17 protein-coding genes and 1 pseudogene are annotated in these 17,705 nt (G+C 73.0%); 5 read left to right on the plus strand and 13 right to left on the minus strand.

Annotated elements, in window-relative coordinates; all coding sequences use genetic code 11:
• Window positions 1–30: 30 nt before the first annotated feature.
• The gene (locus SL103_RS06940) at window positions 31–942 is read right to left on the minus strand and encodes an SGNH/GDSL hydrolase family protein (protein WP_079145605.1); all 912 of its coding nucleotides are present in this window, start codon (window positions 940–942) and stop codon (window positions 31–33) included.
• 323 nt (window positions 943–1,265) lie between these two features.
• Here SL103_RS06940 and SL103_RS06945 point away from each other — a divergent pair, with 323 nt between their 5' ends.
• The gene (locus tag SL103_RS06945) at window positions 1,266–1,760 is read left to right on the plus strand and encodes a DUF3145 domain-containing protein (RefSeq protein WP_018088059.1); all 495 of its coding nucleotides are present in this window, start codon (window positions 1,266–1,268) and stop codon (window positions 1,758–1,760) included.
• A gap of 133 nt (window positions 1,761–1,893) precedes the next feature.
• Window positions 1,894–2,781 (plus strand): NAD(P)-dependent oxidoreductase, encoded by an 888-nt coding sequence (locus tag SL103_RS06950; RefSeq protein WP_069567872.1) that lies wholly within the window; start codon window positions 1,894–1,896, stop codon window positions 2,779–2,781.
• 66 nt (window positions 2,782–2,847) lie between these two features.
• Here SL103_RS06950 and fabF read toward each other — a convergent pair whose 3' ends face one another.
• From fabF to SL103_RS06975, 5 genes are all read right to left on the minus strand, one after another.
• Window positions 2,848–4,113, minus strand: coding sequence for a beta-ketoacyl-ACP synthase II (gene fabF / locus SL103_RS06955; RefSeq protein WP_069567873.1), 1,266 nt, complete (start codon window positions 4,111–4,113; stop codon window positions 2,848–2,850).
• 79 nt (window positions 4,114–4,192) lie between these two features.
• Window positions 4,193–4,441, minus strand: a complete 249-nt coding sequence (locus tag SL103_RS06960; protein WP_006605825.1) for an acyl carrier protein — start codon at window positions 4,439–4,441, stop codon at window positions 4,193–4,195.
• A gap of 106 nt (window positions 4,442–4,547) precedes the next feature.
• Window positions 4,548–5,594, minus strand: a complete 1,047-nt coding sequence (locus SL103_RS06965; protein WP_069567874.1) for a ketoacyl-ACP synthase III — start codon at window positions 5,592–5,594, stop codon at window positions 4,548–4,550.
• Window positions 5,595–5,607: 13 nt separating this feature from the next.
• Complete coding sequence (locus SL103_RS06970; protein WP_069567875.1) at window positions 5,608–6,570, minus strand: ACP S-malonyltransferase; 963 nt, start codon at window positions 6,568–6,570, stop codon at window positions 5,608–5,610.
• Window positions 6,571–6,659: 89 nt separating this feature from the next.
• Window positions 6,660–7,844, minus strand: a complete 1,185-nt coding sequence (locus SL103_RS06975; RefSeq protein WP_069567876.1) for a PucR family transcriptional regulator — start codon at window positions 7,842–7,844, stop codon at window positions 6,660–6,662.
• Between the two features lie 58 nt (window positions 7,845–7,902).
• On the opposite strand from SL103_RS06975, the gene SL103_RS06980 reads away from it, so the two are divergent.
• Window positions 7,903–8,574: a pirin family protein gene (locus tag SL103_RS06980; RefSeq protein ID WP_069567877.1), complete on the plus strand. Its 672-nt coding sequence runs from the start codon at window positions 7,903–7,905 to the stop codon at window positions 8,572–8,574.
• A gap of 46 nt (window positions 8,575–8,620) precedes the next feature.
• Here SL103_RS06980 and SL103_RS06985 read toward each other — a convergent pair whose 3' ends face one another.
• Window positions 8,621–9,442 carry a serine hydrolase domain-containing protein gene (locus tag SL103_RS06985; RefSeq protein ID WP_069567878.1) on the minus strand — a complete coding sequence of 274 codons (822 nt, stop codon included), beginning with the start codon at window positions 9,440–9,442 and terminating at the stop codon, window positions 8,621–8,623.
• Window positions 9,443–9,570: 128 nt separating this feature from the next.
• Between SL103_RS06985 and SL103_RS06990 the strand changes: the two genes are divergently transcribed.
• Window positions 9,571–10,059: a MerR family transcriptional regulator gene (locus SL103_RS06990; RefSeq protein WP_069567879.1), complete on the plus strand. Its 489-nt coding sequence runs from the start codon at window positions 9,571–9,573 to the stop codon at window positions 10,057–10,059.
• Window positions 10,060–10,066: 7 nt separating this feature from the next.
• A pseudogene (locus SL103_RS06995) lies at window positions 10,067–10,294 on the plus strand (aldo/keto reductase); the annotation flags it as partial.
• 205 nt (window positions 10,295–10,499) lie between these two features.
• On the opposite strand, the gene SL103_RS07000 reads toward SL103_RS06995, so the two are convergent.
• The 6 genes from SL103_RS07000 to SL103_RS07025 form a co-directional block, all read right to left on the minus strand.
• Window positions 10,500–11,738: an acyltransferase family protein gene (locus tag SL103_RS07000; protein WP_069567881.1), complete on the minus strand. Its 1,239-nt coding sequence runs from the start codon at window positions 11,736–11,738 to the stop codon at window positions 10,500–10,502.
• Window positions 11,739–11,808: 70 nt separating this feature from the next.
• On the minus strand, window positions 11,809–12,975 hold the full coding sequence (locus SL103_RS07005; protein ID WP_069567882.1) for an alpha/beta hydrolase: 1,167 nt from the start codon (window positions 12,973–12,975) through the stop codon (window positions 11,809–11,811).
• Between the two features lie 183 nt (window positions 12,976–13,158).
• Window positions 13,159–13,836, minus strand: a complete 678-nt coding sequence (locus SL103_RS07010; protein WP_033268703.1) for a response regulator — start codon at window positions 13,834–13,836, stop codon at window positions 13,159–13,161.
• Window positions 13,833–15,233, minus strand: coding sequence for a sensor histidine kinase (locus tag SL103_RS07015; RefSeq protein WP_069567883.1), 1,401 nt, complete (start codon window positions 15,231–15,233; stop codon window positions 13,833–13,835). Before SL103_RS07015 ends, SL103_RS07010 begins: the two co-directional genes overlap by 4 nt.
• 97 nt (window positions 15,234–15,330) lie before the next feature.
• Window positions 15,331–16,209: a DUF4429 domain-containing protein gene (locus tag SL103_RS07020; RefSeq protein WP_069567884.1), complete on the minus strand. Its 879-nt coding sequence runs from the start codon at window positions 16,207–16,209 to the stop codon at window positions 15,331–15,333.
• A 214-nt stretch (window positions 16,210–16,423) separates the two neighbouring features.
• Window positions 16,424–17,638: an alpha/beta hydrolase gene (locus SL103_RS07025; RefSeq protein WP_069567885.1), complete on the minus strand. Its 1,215-nt coding sequence runs from the start codon at window positions 17,636–17,638 to the stop codon at window positions 16,424–16,426.
• Between the last annotated feature and the right edge of the window lie 67 nt (window positions 17,639–17,705).

The following is a 17,705-nucleotide window of genomic DNA, read 5'->3' on the forward strand; positions in this document are numbered from 1 at the left end:
CACCTCGTGCGGGGGTGCGGACGCCGCGGCCTAGGACTCCTTACGGGTGACGGCGCGGAACGCCAGCTCCGCCAGTTCCTTCTGGCCGCGGGGGCCCGGATGGAACCAGTCCCAGGTGCTCAACTGCCGGTCGGTGAAGCGGTAGTCGAAGACGGACCGGTCGAACCGGCACAGCGGATCCTTGCCGCACACCTCCGCCATCGCCGCGTTGTACGCCTTCACCCGGCCCTGCACCGCCGCCCTGCGGTCCTGCGCCGGCCGGGTCAGATCGTCCGGGTCGCGCAGCATCGACCCGCACATCCCCAGCTTCCAGACTTCCTTGCCGAGCGGGTTCTTGCGCCCCTCGGACCACAGCCGCAGCAGGTCCGGCACCGCCGCCACGTACACCTGGGTGCGCGGCAGGGTGCGCCGCAGATACGTCAGGGACCGCGCGAAGTCGGCGCGGAAGTCGGCCGTCGGGGTCATCGCCGTCACGTCGCGGCGGCAGGCGTCATTGGCACCGATCAGGACCGTCACCAGTTCGGGTTTGTGCACGGCGGCCGCGGCGGCCTGGTCCGGCAGGTCGTTCATCAGCGCGCCGGTCTTCGCGAAGTTCCAGCTGTGCGTGGCGGGACGGGGGACCAGCCGCCGGGCGAGGCTGTCGACCTTGGGGTCGGTGCCGGTGGCCCAGGAGACCTCGGGGCACTCGGAGAGCACCGTGCAGGCGTCGAAGCCGACGGTGATCGAATCGCCGAGTGCCGCGATCGAGTGGGGATCGGTGCGCCATACGGGCCCGTGCGCGGTCTTCCGTTTGGCCGACGCGCCGGAGTGCGAGCCGCCCGTACCGTCCGCGCTACAGGCGGTGAGGGCCATGAGCAGGGCGGCAGCGGCGGTGACGGAGCGTGAGAATCGGTGGCCGAAGCGGCGGTTCGGGAGGCGCGAGGGCCGATCGATCCGCGTCATCCCCTGTCCCCTCCGGCGTGCGAGTGATATCTCTTCGGGTACCGACGGTACGTCACCCCCTTGACCGGCACCGCGCGGTAGCTTTGCCCCGTGCCTGCCCGGCGGTGACCCGAAGTGGTAAGTGCAGTCGGCACAGACAAATTACATCACGTCATTTCCTGTCCCTTTTGCGGCAAATTCCGCCTAATGGTGTTTACTGTAGGTCACCTCGCATGCTGGTGCCGAAGTGATCACTGGGGCAGAATGACAACTGTCCCGGCCGCAACCGGAACGGGCACGAGGCCGCTGGGGAAGGCGAACCTCGAACCGCACTGGAGGTCCCGGTGACGACACGTGGAGTTCTGTACGTCCACTCCGCTCCGCGCGCGCTGTGCCCGCACGTCGAATGGGCCGTGGCGGGCGTGCTCGGCGTGCGCGTCAATCTCGACTGGATCCGGCAGCCGGCGTCGCCGGGGACATGGAGAGCCGAGTTCTCCTGGCAGGGCGAGGCCGGCACCGCCTCCAAGCTGGCCTCCGCGCTGCGCGGCTGGCATCTGCTCCGCTTCGAGGTGACCGCGGAACCCTGCTCCACCGCCGAGGGGGAGCGCTACAGCTCCACCCCCGACCTGGGCATCTTCCACGCCGTCACGGGCATCCACGGCGACATCCTGATCCCCGAGGACCGGCTGCGCGCCGCCGTCGCCCGCTCCGCGCGCGGCGAGACCGAGCTGGCCGCCGAGGTCGCCAAGCTCCTCGGCAAGCCCTGGGACGACGAGCTGGAGCCGTTCCGCTACGCCGGCGAGGGCGCCCCGGTGCGCTGGCTGCACCAAGTCGTCTGACGGGTGCGGCGCCGGTGCGCCGGCTGCACCACGTCGTCTGAGCTCCCTCCCGCCCGCGGCCCGTACGGGCCGCGGACCGGCGACACGCGGCAACGCTTGCGGTGGAGCGCACTCCACGGCCTAGCGTGCCGTCATGGCCGACAACAACTCCTCACCCCTGTCCGTCGCGGTGCTCGGCACCGGCATCATGGGCGCGGCGATGGCCCGCAACCTCGCCAGGGCCGGTCTGGACGTCCGCGTCTGGAACCGTACGCGGGCCCGGGCCGAGCCGCTGGCCGCCGACGGGGCCCGCGTCATGGACACCCCCGCGCAGGCGGTGGACGGCGCCGCGGTGGTCCTCACGATGCTGCTCGACGGGGACGCCGTGCTCGCCGCGATGCGCCAGGCCGCCCCGTCCCTCGCGGCCGGCACCCTCTGGATCCAGGCGAGCACCGTGGGCACCGAAGGCTTCGCCCCGCTGGCCCGCCTCGCCGATGAGCACCGGCTGCGATTCGTCGACGCCCCCGTCCTGGGGACCAAGGAGCCCGCCGAAAGGGGCGAGTTGACGATCCTCGCGGCCGGCCCGCAGGACGTGCGGGAGCGCGCCGGGCAGGTCTTCGACGTCATCGGCAGCCGCACCCAGTGGGTCGGGGAGGACGCCGCGAGCGGTGCCGCCAGCCGCCTCAAGCTCGTCGTCAACACCTGGGTGTTGACCGTCATCAGCGGTACGGGTGAGGTCCTCGGGCTCGCCGAGGGGCTCGGGGTCGACCCGCGCGCCTTCCTCTCCGCGGTCTCCGGCGGAGCGCTCGACCTGCCGTACCTGCGGCTGAAATCCGAGACGATCCTGTCCGGGAACTACGCCCCGAGCTTCACCGTCTCCGCCGCCCGCAAGGACACCCGTCTGATCACCGAGGCCGCCCGGGAAGCCGGCGTACGGGTGGACCTGGCCGCGGCCGCCGCCGAGCGCTTCCGGCGGGCCGCCGAGCAGGGGCACGGCGAAGAGGACGCCTCCGCGGCCTACTTCGCGAGCTTCGAGGACTGACCGACACGCCGAGGGCCCGCCCGGTGATGTTCACCGGGCGGGCCCTCGGGCTGTGCTGAGTGCGCCTCAGACCGTGCGGAAGGCGAGCACCACGTTGTGGCCGCCGAAGCCGAACGAGTCGTTGAGGGCCGCGATCGTGCCCTCGGCCGGCAGCGCGCGGGCCTCGCCGCGGACGATGTCCGCGTCGGCCTCCGGGTCGAGCTGATCGATGTTGATCGTCGGCGGGGCGATGCGGTTCTTGAGCGCGAGGACCGTGGCCACCGTCTCGATGCCGCCCGCGCCGCCCAGGAGGTGGCCGGTCATCGACTTGGTGCTGGTGATGGCCATGTGGTCGACGTCGTCACCGAACGCCTTGCGCAGCGCCCTGAGCTCACCGACGTCACCGGCCGGGGTCGACGTCGCGTGCGCGTTCACGTGCACGATCTCGGCCGGGTCGAGACCGGTGTTGTCGATCAGGTTCTGCAGCGCCGCCGCGATGCCGTTGCCGGACGGCTCGGGCTGCGTGATGTGGTGCGCGTCGGCGGAGATGCCCTGGCCGATGGCCTCGGCGTAGATCTTGGCGCCGCGGGCCTTGGCGTGCTCCTCGGACTCCAGGATGATCACGCCGGCGCCCTCGCCGAGCACGAAGCCGTTGCGGTCGACGTCCCAGGGGCGGGAGGCGCCCTGCGGGTCGTCGTTGTTCTTGGACATCGCCATCATGTTGCCGAACGCGACGATCGGCAGCGGGTGGATGGCGGCCTCCGTGCCACCGGCGACGACGACGTCGGCGCGGCCCGAGCGGATCATCTCGATGGCGTAGCCGATGGCCTCGGCGCCCGACGCACACGCCGACACCGGGGTGTGCACACCGGCGCGGGCGTTGAACTCGATGCCGACGTTGGCGGACGGCGAGTTCGGCATCAGCATCGGCACGGTGTGCGGGGAGACGCGGCGTACGCCCTTCTCCTTGAGCACGTCGTACTGGTCGAGCAGGGTCGTCACGCCACCGATGCCGGAGGCGATGACGGCGCCCAGACGGTCGGGGTTGACCGACGTGTCCTCGCCCGCCTTGGCGGTGAAGCCCGCGTCCTTCCAGGCTTCCTGCGCCGCGACGAGCGCGAACTGCGCCGAGCGGTCCAGCTTGCGGGCCTGCGGCCGCGGGATGATCTCGGACGGCTCAACGGCGATCTGCCCGGCGATGCGGACGGGCAGCTCGGCGGCCCAGTCCTGTTCGAGGGTGCTGACGCCGGAACGTCCGGCGAGCAGGGCCTCCCAGGTCGAAGCGCTGTCGCCACCCAGCGGTGTGGTTGCGCCGATACCGGTGACGACCACGGTGCGATTGGTCGCGTTCACGGGAATTCTTACTCCACGGGTAGAGGGGTCTGAATCGACGGCGCCACCGCGGGGTGGCGACATGCGCGGGTGAGCTGGATCAGCTCTGGTGCTTGAGGATGTAGTCGGTCGCGTCGCCGACGGTCTTGAGGTTCTTGACGTCGTCGTCCGGGATCTTCACGTCGAAGCGCTCTTCGGCGGCGACGACGACCTCGACCATGGACAGCGAGTCGACGTCCAGGTCGTCGGTGAAGGACTTGTCCACCTGGACGTCCTCGGTGGGGATACCGGCGATCTCGTTCACGATCTCGGCGAGACCGGCGACGATCTCTTCCTGAGTGGCGGCCATGATGGCGCTCCTTCGGTCATTTTAAGGGGAAACTGCGTTACTTGCGGTGAAGATCCGTGCGGTGGCCGACACGTCCGAAGACGTACGGTGCTGCGCAGATCTTGCCCTAGGGGAGGGTAACGACCGTCGCGGCGTAGACGAGACCCGCCCCGAAGCCGATGACCAGGGCGGTGTCGCCGCTCTTGGCCTGACCGGTCGCCAACAACCGCTCCATTGCGAGCGGGATGGAGGCGGCCGAGGTGTTGCCGGTGGTCTCCACGTCGCGGGCGACCGTCACGCTCTCCGGCAGCTTCAGAGTCTTCACCATCGAGTCGATGATCCGCATGTTGGCCTGGTGCGGAATGAAGACGTCCAGGTCGTCCGGGCTGACTCCGGCCGCGTCCAGCGCCTGCTGGGCGACCTTCGCCATCTCGAACACCGCCCACCGGAAGACCGCCTGGCCCTCCTGGGTGATGGCGGGGAATCGGATCTCCTCCAGGGCGGGGCGCGCTTCGGGCCCGTCGCCGCCGGGGAGAGGGGTGGTGCGGTAGGTGTCCCAGCCGAGGGTCTGCTTGATGGTCTCGGACTTGTCGCCCTCCGAGCCCCAGACCGTCGGGCCGATCGACGGCTGCTTGGCGGGACCGACGATCACCGCGCCCGCGCCGTCACCGAAGAGGAAGGCCGTCGCGCGGTCCTCGAGGTCGGTCAGGTCCGACAGCCGCTCGACGCCGAGGACCAGCACGTACTCCGCGCTGCCCTCGGTGACCAGGCCCTTGGCCAGGGTCAGTCCGTAACCGAAGCCCGCGCAGCCCGCCGAGATGTCGAAGGCGGCCGGCTTGCCGGCGCCGATGCGGTGCGCGATCTCGGTCGCGACGGCCGGCGTCTGCTTGAAGTGCGAGACGGTGGAGACGATCACGGCGCCGATCTGCTCGGGCGTGATGCCGGCGTCGGCGATCGCCTTGCCGGACGCCTCGACCGACATGGTCGCGACGGTCTCCTCGGGGCCGGCCCAGTGGCGGGTCGCGATACCGGACCGCGAACGGATCCACTCGTCGGACGAGTCGATGTGCTTGAGGATCTCCTCGTTGGGCACGACACGGGTCGGCCGGTAGCCGCCGACGCCCATGATCCGCGCGTACGGGGCGCCCTTCGAGGGCTTGATCTTCGAGGTCATGCGCTTCGGACTCCTATTCGGCCGGTGCAGAGCCTGCGGTGACGGCAGAGGACGCGGCGGCGATCAGCGTGCGGGCCGCGTCGAGGTCCTCGGGCGTCTTGAGGGCGAGGGTCTGCACACCGGGCAGCGCACGCTTGGCCAGGCCGGTGAGCGTGCCGCCGGGGGCGGCCTCGATGAGCGCGGTGACGCCGAGCGTCTTGAACGTCTCCATGCACAGGTCCCAGCGCACCGGGTTGGCCACCTGGCCGACCAGTCGCTGCACCAGTTCCTGACCGGAGGAGACCAGCTGCCCGTCCTTGTTGGAGACGTAACGGGTGTGCGGGTCGGCGACCGACAGCTGGGTGGTCGCGGATTCCAGGGCCGAGACGGCGGGTGCCATGTGGTGAGTATGGAACGCGCCGGCCACCTTCAGCGGTACGACCCGGCGGGTGCCTTCCGGCTTGTTCTCGACGAGTGCGGCGATCTGCTCCGCGGTGCCCGCCGCGACGATCTGCCCGGCGCCGTTGACGTTCGCCGGGGTGAGACCCAGTTGCTCCAGGTGCGGGATGACGACGGCCTCGTCGCCGCCCAGCAGCGCGGCCATGCCGGTCTCGGTGACGGCGGCGGCCTCGGCCATCGCCTGGCCGCGCCGGCGCACCAGCTTCATCGCGGTCTCGTCGGAGACGGTGCCGGTCAGCGCGGCGGCGGCCAGCTCACCGACGCTGTGGCCGGCCGCGGCGCCGACCTGCGCGGCGAAGTCGTCGGCCGTCGGGAACAGCTGGCGGGCGGAGATCAGGGCGGAGGCCACCAGCAGCGGCTGCGCCACCGCGGTGTCGCGGATCTCCTCCTCGTCGGCCTTCGTGCCGTAGTGGACCAGGTCCAGGTCGATGGCGGCCGACCACTCACGGAGCCGGTCTTCGACACCGGGGAGGTCGAGCCAGGGGGTCAGGAAGCCGGGCGTCTGAGCGCCTTGGCCGGGAGCGACGAGTACGAGCACCCTCACACTCTCTCTTGTGGGTGGTTCCGCCCGCCCGTGGGGACAGGGACCAAGAACCATCGGGGGAATTGTTGGTCTCCGACAAAAGTCTAGGGTTGCGCCTCACCGTCAGCCAGACGCCCCAGAATCAGTGCGATACGGAGGGTGAAGGCCGAGCGTACGTCGGAGGGTGACCATCCGGTGACGTCCGTCACACGTCGCAGCCGATAGCGCACGGTGTTGGGGTGCACGAACAGCATCCGCGCGGCGCCCTCCAGGCTGCTCGCCTGCTCCAGATAGACGCTCAGCGTCTCCAGCAGCGCAGACCCCGCCTCCTCCAGCGGTCTGTAGATCTCCTCCACCAACTGCTCCCGCGCGACCGGGTCGGAGGCCATCGCGCGCTCCGGCAGCAGGTCGTCGGCCAGTACCGGCCGGGGGGCGTCCGGCCACGCGGCGCACGCCCGCAGACCGGCGGCCGCGGCCTGCGCGGAGCGGGTCGCGGCGAGCAGGTCGGAGACCACCGGGCCGGCCACCACGGGGCCGGCCGCGTACGGGCCGATGAGCGCCTTCGCGGCCTTGAGCGGGTCGTCCGAGCCGCCCGCGATCACCACCAGGCGGGAGCCCAGCACCCCGGTGAGGACCTGGAGCTTGGCGTGCCGGGCGGCCCGCCGGATCGCCTCCACGGTCAGTTCGCTGTCCCCGTCGGGCGCGGTGCCCAGCACCACGCACACGTGCTCGGGTGAGTTCCAGCCCAGCGCCGCCGCCCGGGAGACCGCGCCCTCGTCGGCCTCTCCCGACAGCACCGCGTTGACCACCAGGGACTCCAGCCGGGCGTCCCACGCGCCGCGCGCCTCGGCGGCCTGCGCGTAGACCTGCGCGGTGGCGAAGGCGATCTCCCGGGCGTAGACCAGCAGCGCCTCGCGCAGCACGGACTCGTCACCGGGGGCCGCGACCTCGTCGATCGCCGCCTCCATGACCTCGATGGTCGTCCGGACCATCTCCACGGTCTGCCGCAGCGTGATCGCCCGGGTCAGCTCGCGCGGCGCGGTGCCGAAGACGTCGGTGCTGATCGCCTGCGGGGTCTCCGGATGCCGGAACCACTCGGTGAAGGCGGCGATGCCGGCCTGTGCCACCAGACCGATCCAGGAACGGTTCTCCGGGGGCATCGCGCGGTACCACGGCAGGGTGGCGTCCATACGGGCGATGGCCGCGGCGGCCAGTTTGCCGGACGAATTCTCCAGACGCCGGAGGGTCGCCGAGTGCGGGTGCGCGTCGCGCGAAGCGGGTTCAGACACGGGACAAGCCTGCACTATCGGGGCGAGGAGGTGAGGGGGCGGGGGCTACGGTGGGCCAATGATTCAGGTGCGCAGGGCCGAGGAGCGCTATCGGGGCGGCGATCCGGACGCCGGGATCGAGTCACTGCACGCGTTCTCCTTCGGGCCCCACTTCGACCCGGACAATCTGCGCTTCGGCGCACTCATCGCCTGCAACGAGGAGCGGCTGGCGGCCGGTGCCGGCTTCGACGAGCACCCGCACCGCGACACCGAGATCGTGACCTGGGTCATCGAGGGCGAGCTGACCCATCGCGACACCACCGGCCACGAGACCACCGTACGCCCCGGTGATCTCCAGCGGCTCAGCTCGGCGGGCGGCGTACGGCACGTCGAGCGCAACGACGCGGGGCGGCCGCTGCGCTTCGTGCAGATGTGGCTCGCACCGGAGGAAGCCGGCGGCGAGCCGTCCTACGAGGTGGTGCGCGGCATCGCCGACGGCACTCCCTACGCGGTGCCGCGGGCCGGCGCCCTGCTGCATCTGCGGCGGCTGGCCGACGGCGAGCGCACCGCGGTCCCGGACGCCGCCCGCGCCTATGTGCACGTGGTGCGCGGCGCCGTACGGGTCGGTGACGAGCGGCTGGAGGCGGGCGACTCCGCGCGGATCACCGAGGGGGTCGGCCTGGAGCTGAAGGGGCTGGCGGCGGCGGAGTGCCTGGTGTGGGAGATGGGGACGGAGCCGGGACCGGGGTGACGCGGCGGGCCCGGCAGGCGCCCCCGGGCCCGTACGTCCGCGCCGTTCAGGCCGTCTGCGCCAGCTCGGCCAGCACCGCGTCGGTCAGCTGCGGCCAGACCTCGATCGCCCACGGCCCGAAGGCCCGGTCGGTCAGCGCCACGCAGGCGGCCCGCGCGTCCGGGTCCACCCACAGGAACGTCCCGGACTGACCGAAATGCCCGAAGGTGCGCGGCGAGGAGGCGGCGCCCGTCCAGTGCGGCGACTTCCCGTCGCGGAGCTCGAAACCCAGCCCCCAGTCGTTGGGCTTCTGGTGGCCGTAGCCCGGCAGCACGCCCGTCACTCCGGGGAAGACCACCTGGGTCGCCGCCGCCAGCGTGCTCTCCGAGAGCAGCCGCGGGGCCTGGAGCTCGGCCGCGAAGCGGATCAGGTCGGCGACCGTGGAGACGCCGTCCTTGGCGGGGGAGCCGGACAGCTCCGTCGCCGTCATGCCGAGCGGTTCGAGCACCGCCTCGTGCAGGTACTGCGGGAAGGGGATGTCGGTCGCCTTGGCGAGGTGGTCGCCCAGCACCTCGAAACCGGCGTTGGAGTAGATCCTGCGGGTGCCCGGCTCGGCGGTCACCCGCGGCTCGTCGAAGGCGAGACCGGAGGTGTGCGCGAGCAGATGACGCACCGTGGACCCCTCGGGCCCGGCCGGCTCGTCCAGCTCGATCGCGCCCTCCTCGACGGCCAGCAGCGCGGCGTACGCGGCCAGCGGCTTGGTCACCGACGCCAGCGCGAACCGCTGCTCCAGCGGCCCGTACGAGCCGGCGACCACCCCGTCGGCACGTATGACGGCGGCCGCGGCCGTGGGCACCGGCCAGTTCTCGATCATCCGGAGGCTCTGCATGCCCCCGAGCCTAACCTCCCCAAAATCAGGTCAAGTCCGGGTGGGAATCGCGCTTGCTTGGAGTGCACTCCAACTCTCTAGCGTTGGGACCGTCGAGAGGCATCCGGCGAAAACAGGGGAGACAGGGCATGACGGTGACGCACAGCGAGCCGGTCGCGGACGGGGCGATCGCGACCCGCGCACGGCCGGCGACGGAGCACGACTGCGCCCCGCCGCCCGTCCACCCCCGGCCCGCCGGCCGTGACCGGTACACCATCAGCGAGGTCGCGGAGCACACCGGCCTGAGCGCGCACACCCTGCGCTGGTACGAGCGGATCGGCCTGATGTCGCACGTGGACCGCACGCACACCGGCCAGCGGCGGTTCACCAACCGCGACCTGGACTGGCTGGGCCTGGTGACCAAGCTGCGGCTGACCGGCATGCCGGTCGCGGACATGGTCCGCTACGCCGAGCTGGTCCGGGTGGGCGAGTCCACCTTCTCCGAGCGCGAACGGCTGCTGACCGCGCACCGCGAGGACGTACGGCGGCGGATCGCGGAGCTGCAGAGCACCCTCGACATTCTCGACTACAAGATCGACATCTATGCCGACGCCCGGCGGGCGTCCGAGAGGTTCTGAGATCCCCATGAGCACTGAGAAGATCGAAACGGTCGAGCTGGGCACCGGCGGCCCCCGCGTCGGGGCGCAGGGCCTCGGCTGCATGGGCATGAGCTTCGCCTACGGCCCCACGGACGCCGACGAGGCGCGCGCCACGCTGGAGCGGGCGCGGGAACTGGGCGTGACGCTCTTCGACACCGCCGACATGTACGGCAGGGGGGAGAACGAGAAGTTCCTCGCCCCGTTCGTCCGGGCGCAGGAGCTGGCCCAACTGGAGCCGATCGCCGGCCAGGTGGCGGGGGAGCGCTACGCGGACATGTCCAGCACCTCGGCGGGACGGGAGTAGCCCACCGCCCCGGGTGCGGTCCGCGTCCGCGGGCCGCACCCGGGGGCCGGTCCCGGCCGGTCCGGTGGCGCCGGGCAGGCGCGGCGGCCGGACACCCCCTTCGCCGGCCTCAGCCCTACGCCAGACCCAGCGCGAAGGCCGCGAACCCGGCGGCCAGCACCGCCGCCAGCGCCCGCCGTGCCCGGGTGACACCCTCCCAGGGCTCCTCGAAGCGGCGTGTGGTCCGGCCGATCACCACCAGCAGGACGGCGAACAGCGGCAGCCAGGCCAGCCGGGCCAGGAGCCAGCCGAGCGTGTCGGGCGCGACGGTCAGTCCCGGCACCGCACCCACGAACGACGCGGGCACGGCCGCCGTGAGCATCGCGGTCTGGTGCCAGCACAGCACGGTCATCGCGGAGAGGTTGACGACCACCACCGGCGCCCACAGCGCGGGCCGGCGCAGGACCCGGGCCAGCCGGTCGCGGAGCAGCACCGCCGCACCCGACTGGGCCGCGGCCAGGGCCAGTACCAGCAGCGACGGCGGATGGGAGTTCGTACGGTCCTGCCCGGGGACGCCGACCATGCTCGCCGGGTAGTGGAAGAAGACCAGCAGCGCGGCGAACAGCGCGGTACCGCCGAGGAGCAGGGTCCAGCCGGCGCGCCTGCCGAGCCGCCCCTCGCCCCAGGACACCCCCAGCTGGTAGGCGAACATCCAGCCCGGGAGCAGGTTCAGCAGACTCAGCCAGGGCGGCACGGCGGACGCGAACGGCCCGTACCGCAGGAAGTCCACCGCCGCCACGGCCGCCAGCAGCGGCGCCGCCGCCCAGGCACCCATCCGCCGCGCGGCCCACACGCAGTACGGCGTCAGCGCGGTGATCACCGCGTAGACGCCGACGAACCACAGCGGCTGGATCACCAGCGTCGCCCCGGTCCGCAGCGTCGCCTCGGGCACCCCCAGCACGGACAGCAGCGGCAGCAGCGCCGCCCACACCGCCGTCACACCGAGCACCGGGCGGCCCAGCCGGACGAGCCGGCCCCGCAGCCAGCGGCCCGTGGACCCGCCCCGGGCGGTGGCCCGCCGGAGCGAGCGCACCGACGCGTAACCGCCGACCAGGAAGAAGATGCCGAGCATCTGCAGCACCCAACTGGCGGGCGCGAGCGCGCCGAAGGCGGTCAGCGGGCTGGCGTTGTGCAGCGCGCCGCCGCCGTCGAGGGTGAAGCCGCCGAGCAGCCAGTGGCCGGTGGGGACCGCGAGCAGTGCCAGCGCACGCAGTCCGTCGATCGCCCGGTCGCGGTCCGCGGGGGTGCGGTCCTCGATGGCGCGGACGGTGCTGCGGGCCGCGCCGCCGAGGCGCGCGAGAGGTGCGGAGTCCATGAGGCGTCCTTGAGTCCGGGAACCGGTGGGGTGGGGAGCGGCGAGCGGCCCGGGGCGGCCGGGCGCGGCGTCAGCGCACATCGCCGTAGCGGCCCAGCACGATCGCCGCGAAGCTGCGCAGCGAGTCCGTTCCGGGCGCGAGGTAGCCGGTGTGGCCCTCGGCCCGCTCGGCGGAGACGTGCCGGGCGCCGAAGGCCGGGGACGTGGGGTCCGCGCCGTGCCCCAGGCCCAGCAGCTCGACGCTCGGGACGTCCGCTATCCAGTCGGAGGCGTCCCGCGCCGCCCAGACCCGCGCGGAGGTGTGCAGCTCCGCCACGCTGTCCCGGCGCATCCCGGGGGAGGCGAAGACGATCAAGTCGGCGACCTCGCCACGGCCCAGCCGGGGCGCCGCCAGACCGCACACCACCGAGCCGTAGCTGTGGCACAGCACGGCCGGCGCCCGCACCCCGGTGGCGGCCAGCCCGGACAACAGGCGGGCCAGCCGCGGCGCACCGGCCTCGGCCAGCCGCCCGGTCGCCGCGTCCGGGCCCAACCCGACCGGGGTGGTGTAGCCGGCCCAGGCGATGACCGCGGTACGGGCCCCGGGCGCGTCGGCCGCCATCTGCGCCCGCAGCGACCTGGCCATACCGGCCGGGGTGCCGTACGGGTCCTTGGCCCGGTCGAACGACGACAGGTCGATGTCCGAGCCCGGCACGACCACGGCGGTGTGCTCGGCGGTCGCCAAGTCCCCGTACACCTCGGCTACTTGGCCGCGCCCCCGGGGATCGAAGGCGAGGATCCGGCGGCCGGGCGCGAGCAGTTCGGCGCAGCGCGCGGCCGCCTTCCTGGCCTGCCGGTGGCCCTCCGGGGTGCCGGCCGGATCGGTGGCGCGGGCCAGTTGGTGGGCCCGTTCCGCCTTCAGGGCGAGGGAGTTGGCCGCGTACCGCAGCGCGAGCGGCGCTCCGTCGAGGTTGCCCACGGTGAGCGGGTGACGGGCCGCGAGCGCATGCTGCTGAGCGTTGGAGAGCGTGCCGAAGAAGCGGGCGACGGCCGCCGGGCGGGCGGTCGCCGGGTCCGGCAGCCGGACGCCGAGCGAGTGGTCGGCGCGCCAGGAGGCGGCGCCGGGCGCGGGCCCGGTGACGGCGGTCTGTGCGGAGCCCGCCGCCCAGCCGCCGGTCCCGGCGACCAGGGCCACCGCGAGTGCGGCGCCGATGAGTGTGCGCCTGCCGCGTCGAACGGCGGTGCTCCGCACGGACATGGTGGTGTCTCCCTCTCCCGTTGGTGTGGCGGAGGGAAACGTAGGAAGGGGATGGCTGACGCGGCGTCACACCGCGGAGCCAACTCCCGGGTGATACCGGGGTAGGGGGTGCGGCCGCCCCTCGTCCTCAGGGAGGAGGAGGGGCGGGCACACGTCCAGGAAGGACCGGCGGGGGCGGCGCGGTCAGCGCTCGCCGGGCGCCACCAGCCCCGATTCGTACGCGAAGATCACTGCCTGCGCGCGGTCCCGCAGCTCCAACTTGGCGAGCACCCGCCCGATGTGGGTCTTCACGGTCTGCTCGGCGAGGATCAGCGCCTCGGCGATCTCCTGGTTCGACAGGCCCCGGGCGATCAGCTCCAGCACCTCCGTCTCCCGCGGGGTGAGACCGTTCAGCCGGAGCGCGCCGCGGTCCTTGCGGGGCGCGGGACGCCGGGCGAAATCGGCGATCAGCCGCCGGGTCACCGACGGCGCGAGCAGCGCCTCACCGGCCGCCACCACCCGCACCGCGGAGATCAGATCGGCCGGCGGCGCGTCCTTGAGCAGGAACCCGGAGGCCCCCGCGCGCAGCGCCTCGTACACGTAGTCGTCCACGTCGAAGGTCGTCAGCATCAGCACCTTCGGCCGATGGACCACGCCGACCGGCGGATCCAGCAGCTGCCGGGCGGCCTCCAGCCCGTCCATCTCCGGCATCCGGACGTCCATCAGCACCACGTCCGGGTGCGTCCGGCGGCTGAGCGCCACCCCCTGCACGCCGTCGGGCGCGTCGCCCACCACATCGATGTCGCTCTGTGCGGCGAGCAGCGCGGCGAACCCCGCTCGCACCATGGCCTGGTCGTCGACGATGATCACGCGCGTGGTCATGCGGAGCCGGAATCCTTCGCTGGGAGGGGAGCCGCCGCGGTGGGCGGCGGGGTGAGCGGAAGCTGTGCGGCGACCCGGAAGCCGCCGTCGGGCAGCGGCCCGGTGTCGAGTGTGCCGCCCACCAGCCGCACCCGTTCCCGCATGCCGATCAGTCCGTGACCGGTGCCGGTGGTCTCCAGCGGCGCGGAGGGCGCGGGCGGCGCGGAGTTGACCACCAGCACCGTCAGCCGTGAGCCGTCCGCCGCCGTCGTCACCGACACCCGGGTCCGTGCGCCCGGGGCGTGCCGCACCACGTTGGCCAGCGCCTCCTGGACGATGCGGTACGCGGACAGGTCCACCGCCGGTTCCGGCGCGACGGGCTCCTCGGGCAGCACCAGCTCCACCGGCACACCGGCCCGCACGGTCCCCTCGACGAGCTTGGGCAGCATGCCGATACCGGGCTGCGGCGCCTTCTCCGGGCCGCCCTGCCGCTCCGTCTCCTCGCTGCGCAGCACCCCGAGCAGCCGGCGCATCTCGGCCAGCGACTCGCGCGCGGTCGCCGCGATCGACCCGAACTCCTCCTGCGCCTCCCGGGGGAGCCCGCCGATGCGGTACGGGGCGCTGTCCGCCTGGACCGTGATCACCGACATGTGGTGGGCGACGACATCGTGCAGTTCACGGGCGATGCGGGTGCGCTCCTCCAGCAGCGTACGGCGGGCCCGTTCGGCCTCGCTGATGGTCTCCTGCTCGATCAACTTCCGCTGGGCGTCGCCGCGTTCGCGCAGCGTGGCGCCCATCATGAGCACCACACCGGAGAGCACGAACAGCAGCACCCAGGTGCTCTGACTGCCCTCGGGCGTGATCATCTCGGAGAGGATCCCCGCCACGCCGGTCGTCAGCCAGACCGCGATCAGGGTGCGGCGGCGCTCGCGCAGGGACAGCGCCACCATCAGCGCGACATAGCCGACGATCGCGGTGGGCGGCCAGGGCCAGGCGCGGCCCGCGACGCCGTCGACACCGGTCAGCACCAGCGCGCCCACGACGTCCGCGGCGAAGATCACCCACCAGGCTTGCAGCGGACGGCTCACCGCGAGCAGCAGCGGCGCGGTCTGCGCGGTCGACAGCGCGCCGGCCAGCCCGCCGTTCATGCCGTAGTCGTTGCCGAGGACGTTGATGCCCGACGGCAGCAGGGACACCGCGAACGCGAAGGCCACCAGGTACGGCAGCCGGCGCAGCCAGGGGTTCTGGACGTTGCCGAAGAGCGGGGTGCCGGGTTCGGTCGGGGTGCCGAGCTCCACGGCGAGGACGCGCAGCGCCTGCCGGGCGGCCCGCAGCGCCCGTGCGCGCGCCGGGCCGGGCCCGGTGCCGCGGCCCGGCCCGGCCGGCTGGTGTGCGGGGGTGGAAGGGGGTCGGTTCATCGCGCGGTCCATCTAAGCGGACCCCGGCCGCGGAGGCGTCATACCTGGGTCCGGCCTTGCACCCCGTACCACGGTATGAGTCCCGGCCCGGTGGTTCCTAGAGCTCCGCCAGCAGTTCGGCCTTCTTGGCACTGAACTCGGTGTCCGTCAGCAGCCCCGCGCCGTGCAGCTCGCCGAGGTGCCGTATCCGGTCCGCGATGTCCGCCGGGTCCCGCCGGGCGTCCCCGGCGCGCCGGCACACCGGCTCGCCGTCCGGCGTCTCCTCCGGCTCCGCGGCACGGACGGCCTGCAGCACCGCGGCCGCGAACGGCAGCGACTCGTGCACCGGGCCGTACCCGGGCCCGAAGACCACGGCGGCCGGGTCCTGGTCCGCGGCGCCCGTCTCCGGCTCGCGGGCGCCGCGCTCCAGCAGCCGCAGATGGCCCTTGACGCTCTCCGGGGAGCGCCATTCGACCCCGGCCAGCTCGCCGATCGCGAAGGTCTGGTCGCCGCGCTTCCACTTCGCCGACGAGGCGCCCGTCCAGAACCAGCGGAAGGCGACCGACCGGCCGTCGAAGGACGCCTTGCCGTCGTACGCCTTGAAGTGCAGCGGAGGTTCCGGGGCGGCGACCAGGTGGCGGTCGGCGGGCTCCTTGGCGGCGGGGCCGAGCGCGCTGCGCAGCTCCTCGGCGTAGTACCCGGCCAGCGTCTCGCGTTCGGCCGGCAGCACCAGACGGTAGGGGTCGACGTCCTCCTTGAGCTGCCCGTCCGCCGCCTCCATCAGGGGGTCGGCGCCGGGCCGGGGCACGGCGTGCAGCACCACCGTGCCGCGTCTGCCCCCGGACACCTCGACAGCGCTCAGCGCCTCGTACGGAATGCGTCGCTCGCCGAGCGCCTGGAACAGCTTCGGCCTGCGGATCCCCCGTTCGAAGCGGATGAGTACGGAGTCCGTGTCGAACTCCCAGACGGCGTGAAAACCGGCCAGCACATCACCCATGTGGCTCATCGTATGCGGGCGGTCGCCCGCCCGTCCCCCTTCCGGACACCTGGAAGGCGCCCGCCGGAGCCGCGTACGCAACGAGCTCCCCGGCCGGGCGCTCCGTCCCTCGCACCGTGGACGCGCGCTCCACCGGGCACGGTTCCCCGCGGTCCCGGCCCGTCCCCGGGCGCCGGGCCGGGACCGCGGGAAGCGGCCCCGCGGCGGTGCGGCCTCAGACCGTCGCCGCGCTGCAGTGCGGATCGGCGGAGGCGCACTCCACCGAGCCGGTCGCCCCCACCCCGACCAGCGCGAAGTTGCGCAGGCTGCGGGTGCCGGGGGCGAAGTAGCCGGCGTGCCCGACGGCGCCGTCGGCGGACAGGATCCGGGAGCCGAAGGACGGATCGACCGGGTCGGCGCCGTGGCCGAGCCCGCCGACCTCCAGGTACGGCACGTCCTGGATCCAGTCGTCGGAGTCCCGCATCGCCCACACCCGGGCGCGGGTGCCGAGCCCGGAGAAGTTGTCGGCCCGCATGCCGGGGCTGCCCGCCACCGCGATGTCCCCCACGTTGGACGGCAGCTTGCGGGCGGCGACGCCGCACACCACGGAGCCGTAGCTGTGGCAGAACAGCGAGACGGAGTCGGCGGACGACAGGGAGTTCACCAGGGCACGCAGCCGGACCGCGCCGGCCTCGGCGAGCTGCCCGGTGGCGGCCTGGACGCCCAGGCCGGCCGGCGAGGTGTAGTCGGCCCAGGCGATCACCGCGGTACGGGTGCCGGGGCCGGCCTGCCGCTCGGCGTCGTAGAGGGAACGCGCCATGCCGACGGGGGCGGTGGTCGCCCGCGCGGTGCGCTCGAAGGTGGAGAGGTTGGTGTCCACACCGGGCACCACGACCGAGACCCGCTTCGCCGCCGGGAGGTCGCCGAAGACCTCAGCGGCCCGGCCGCCGCCGGCCGGGTCGAAGGCCAGGATCTGCCGGCCCGGGGCCATCATCGACTCCAGGCGGTGCATCAGCCGGCCCGCCTCCTGGCGGCCGACGGGCGTGAGCCGGTGGTCGGTCATCCGCCGTTTCTCGACGGCGCGGGCGTCGTCGATCGCCATCCGGTTGGCGCGGTAACGGAGTTGGACGGGGGCACCGCCCATGTTGCCGACGACCAGCGGAAAGCGTGCGGCGAGCTGCTGGTCCTCGGCCCGGCTGAGGGGGGCGAAGAAGGCCCGGATCGCGGCCGGCCCGGCGTTGGGGTCGGGCAGCGGGCGACCGAGGAAGGTGGCGTGTTTCCACGCGGCCTTGGCGGTGGCCAGGGGGTTGGCGTCGTCCTTGCTTCCTCTGATGGCGGTCCATCCGGTCATCGCAAGCATCACGAACACCACCACCAGGGCGAGTGCGGCGCGCCAGGCGGTGGACTGCAGGAAACCGGAGGAGGGGCCGAGGCCCGGGAAGGAATTCACCGCGAGCCACCCTAGGAGACGCGACAGGGTGGCTGCTGCGGCCGTGAGTGATATCACGTTTCACGGT

Source organism: Streptomyces lydicus, assembly GCF_001729485.1.
In the GTDB taxonomy this organism is placed as follows: Bacteria; Actinomycetota; Actinomycetes; order Streptomycetales; family Streptomycetaceae; genus Streptomyces; species Streptomyces lydicus_D.

What these genes read in the sequence shown, in the direction of transcription:
- SL103_RS06940 (WP_079145605.1), bottom strand. Translation starts at nt 942, where the DNA reads ATGACGCGGATCGATCGGCCCTCGCGCCTCCCGAACCGCCGCTTCGGC.
- SL103_RS06950 (WP_069567872.1), top strand. Translation starts at nt 1,894, where the DNA reads ATGGCCGACAACAACTCCTCACCCCTGTCCGTCGCGGTGCTCGGCACC.
- SL103_RS06960 (WP_006605825.1), bottom strand. Translation starts at nt 4,441, where the DNA reads ATGGCCGCCACTCAGGAAGAGATCGTCGCCGGTCTCGCCGAGATCGTG.
- SL103_RS06965 (WP_069567874.1), bottom strand. Translation starts at nt 5,594, where the DNA reads ATGACCTCGAAGATCAAGCCCTCGAAGGGCGCCCCGTACGCGCGGATC.
- SL103_RS06980 (WP_069567877.1), top strand. Translation starts at nt 7,903, where the DNA reads ATGATTCAGGTGCGCAGGGCCGAGGAGCGCTATCGGGGCGGCGATCCG.
- SL103_RS06985 (WP_069567878.1), bottom strand. Translation starts at nt 9,442, where the DNA reads ATGCAGAGCCTCCGGATGATCGAGAACTGGCCGGTGCCCACGGCCGCG.
- SL103_RS06990 (WP_069567879.1), top strand. Translation starts at nt 9,571, where the DNA reads ATGACGGTGACGCACAGCGAGCCGGTCGCGGACGGGGCGATCGCGACC.
- SL103_RS07000 (WP_069567881.1), bottom strand. Translation starts at nt 11,738, where the DNA reads ATGGACTCCGCACCTCTCGCGCGCCTCGGCGGCGCGGCCCGCAGCACC.
- SL103_RS07005 (WP_069567882.1), bottom strand. Translation starts at nt 12,975, where the DNA reads ATGTCCGTGCGGAGCACCGCCGTTCGACGCGGCAGGCGCACACTCATC.
- SL103_RS07010 (WP_033268703.1), bottom strand. Translation starts at nt 13,836, where the DNA reads ATGACCACGCGCGTGATCATCGTCGACGACCAGGCCATGGTGCGAGCG.
- SL103_RS07015 (WP_069567883.1), bottom strand. Translation starts at nt 15,233, where the DNA reads ATGAACCGACCCCCTTCCACCCCCGCACACCAGCCGGCCGGGCCGGGC.
- SL103_RS07020 (WP_069567884.1), bottom strand. Translation starts at nt 16,209, where the DNA reads ATGGGTGATGTGCTGGCCGGTTTTCACGCCGTCTGGGAGTTCGACACG.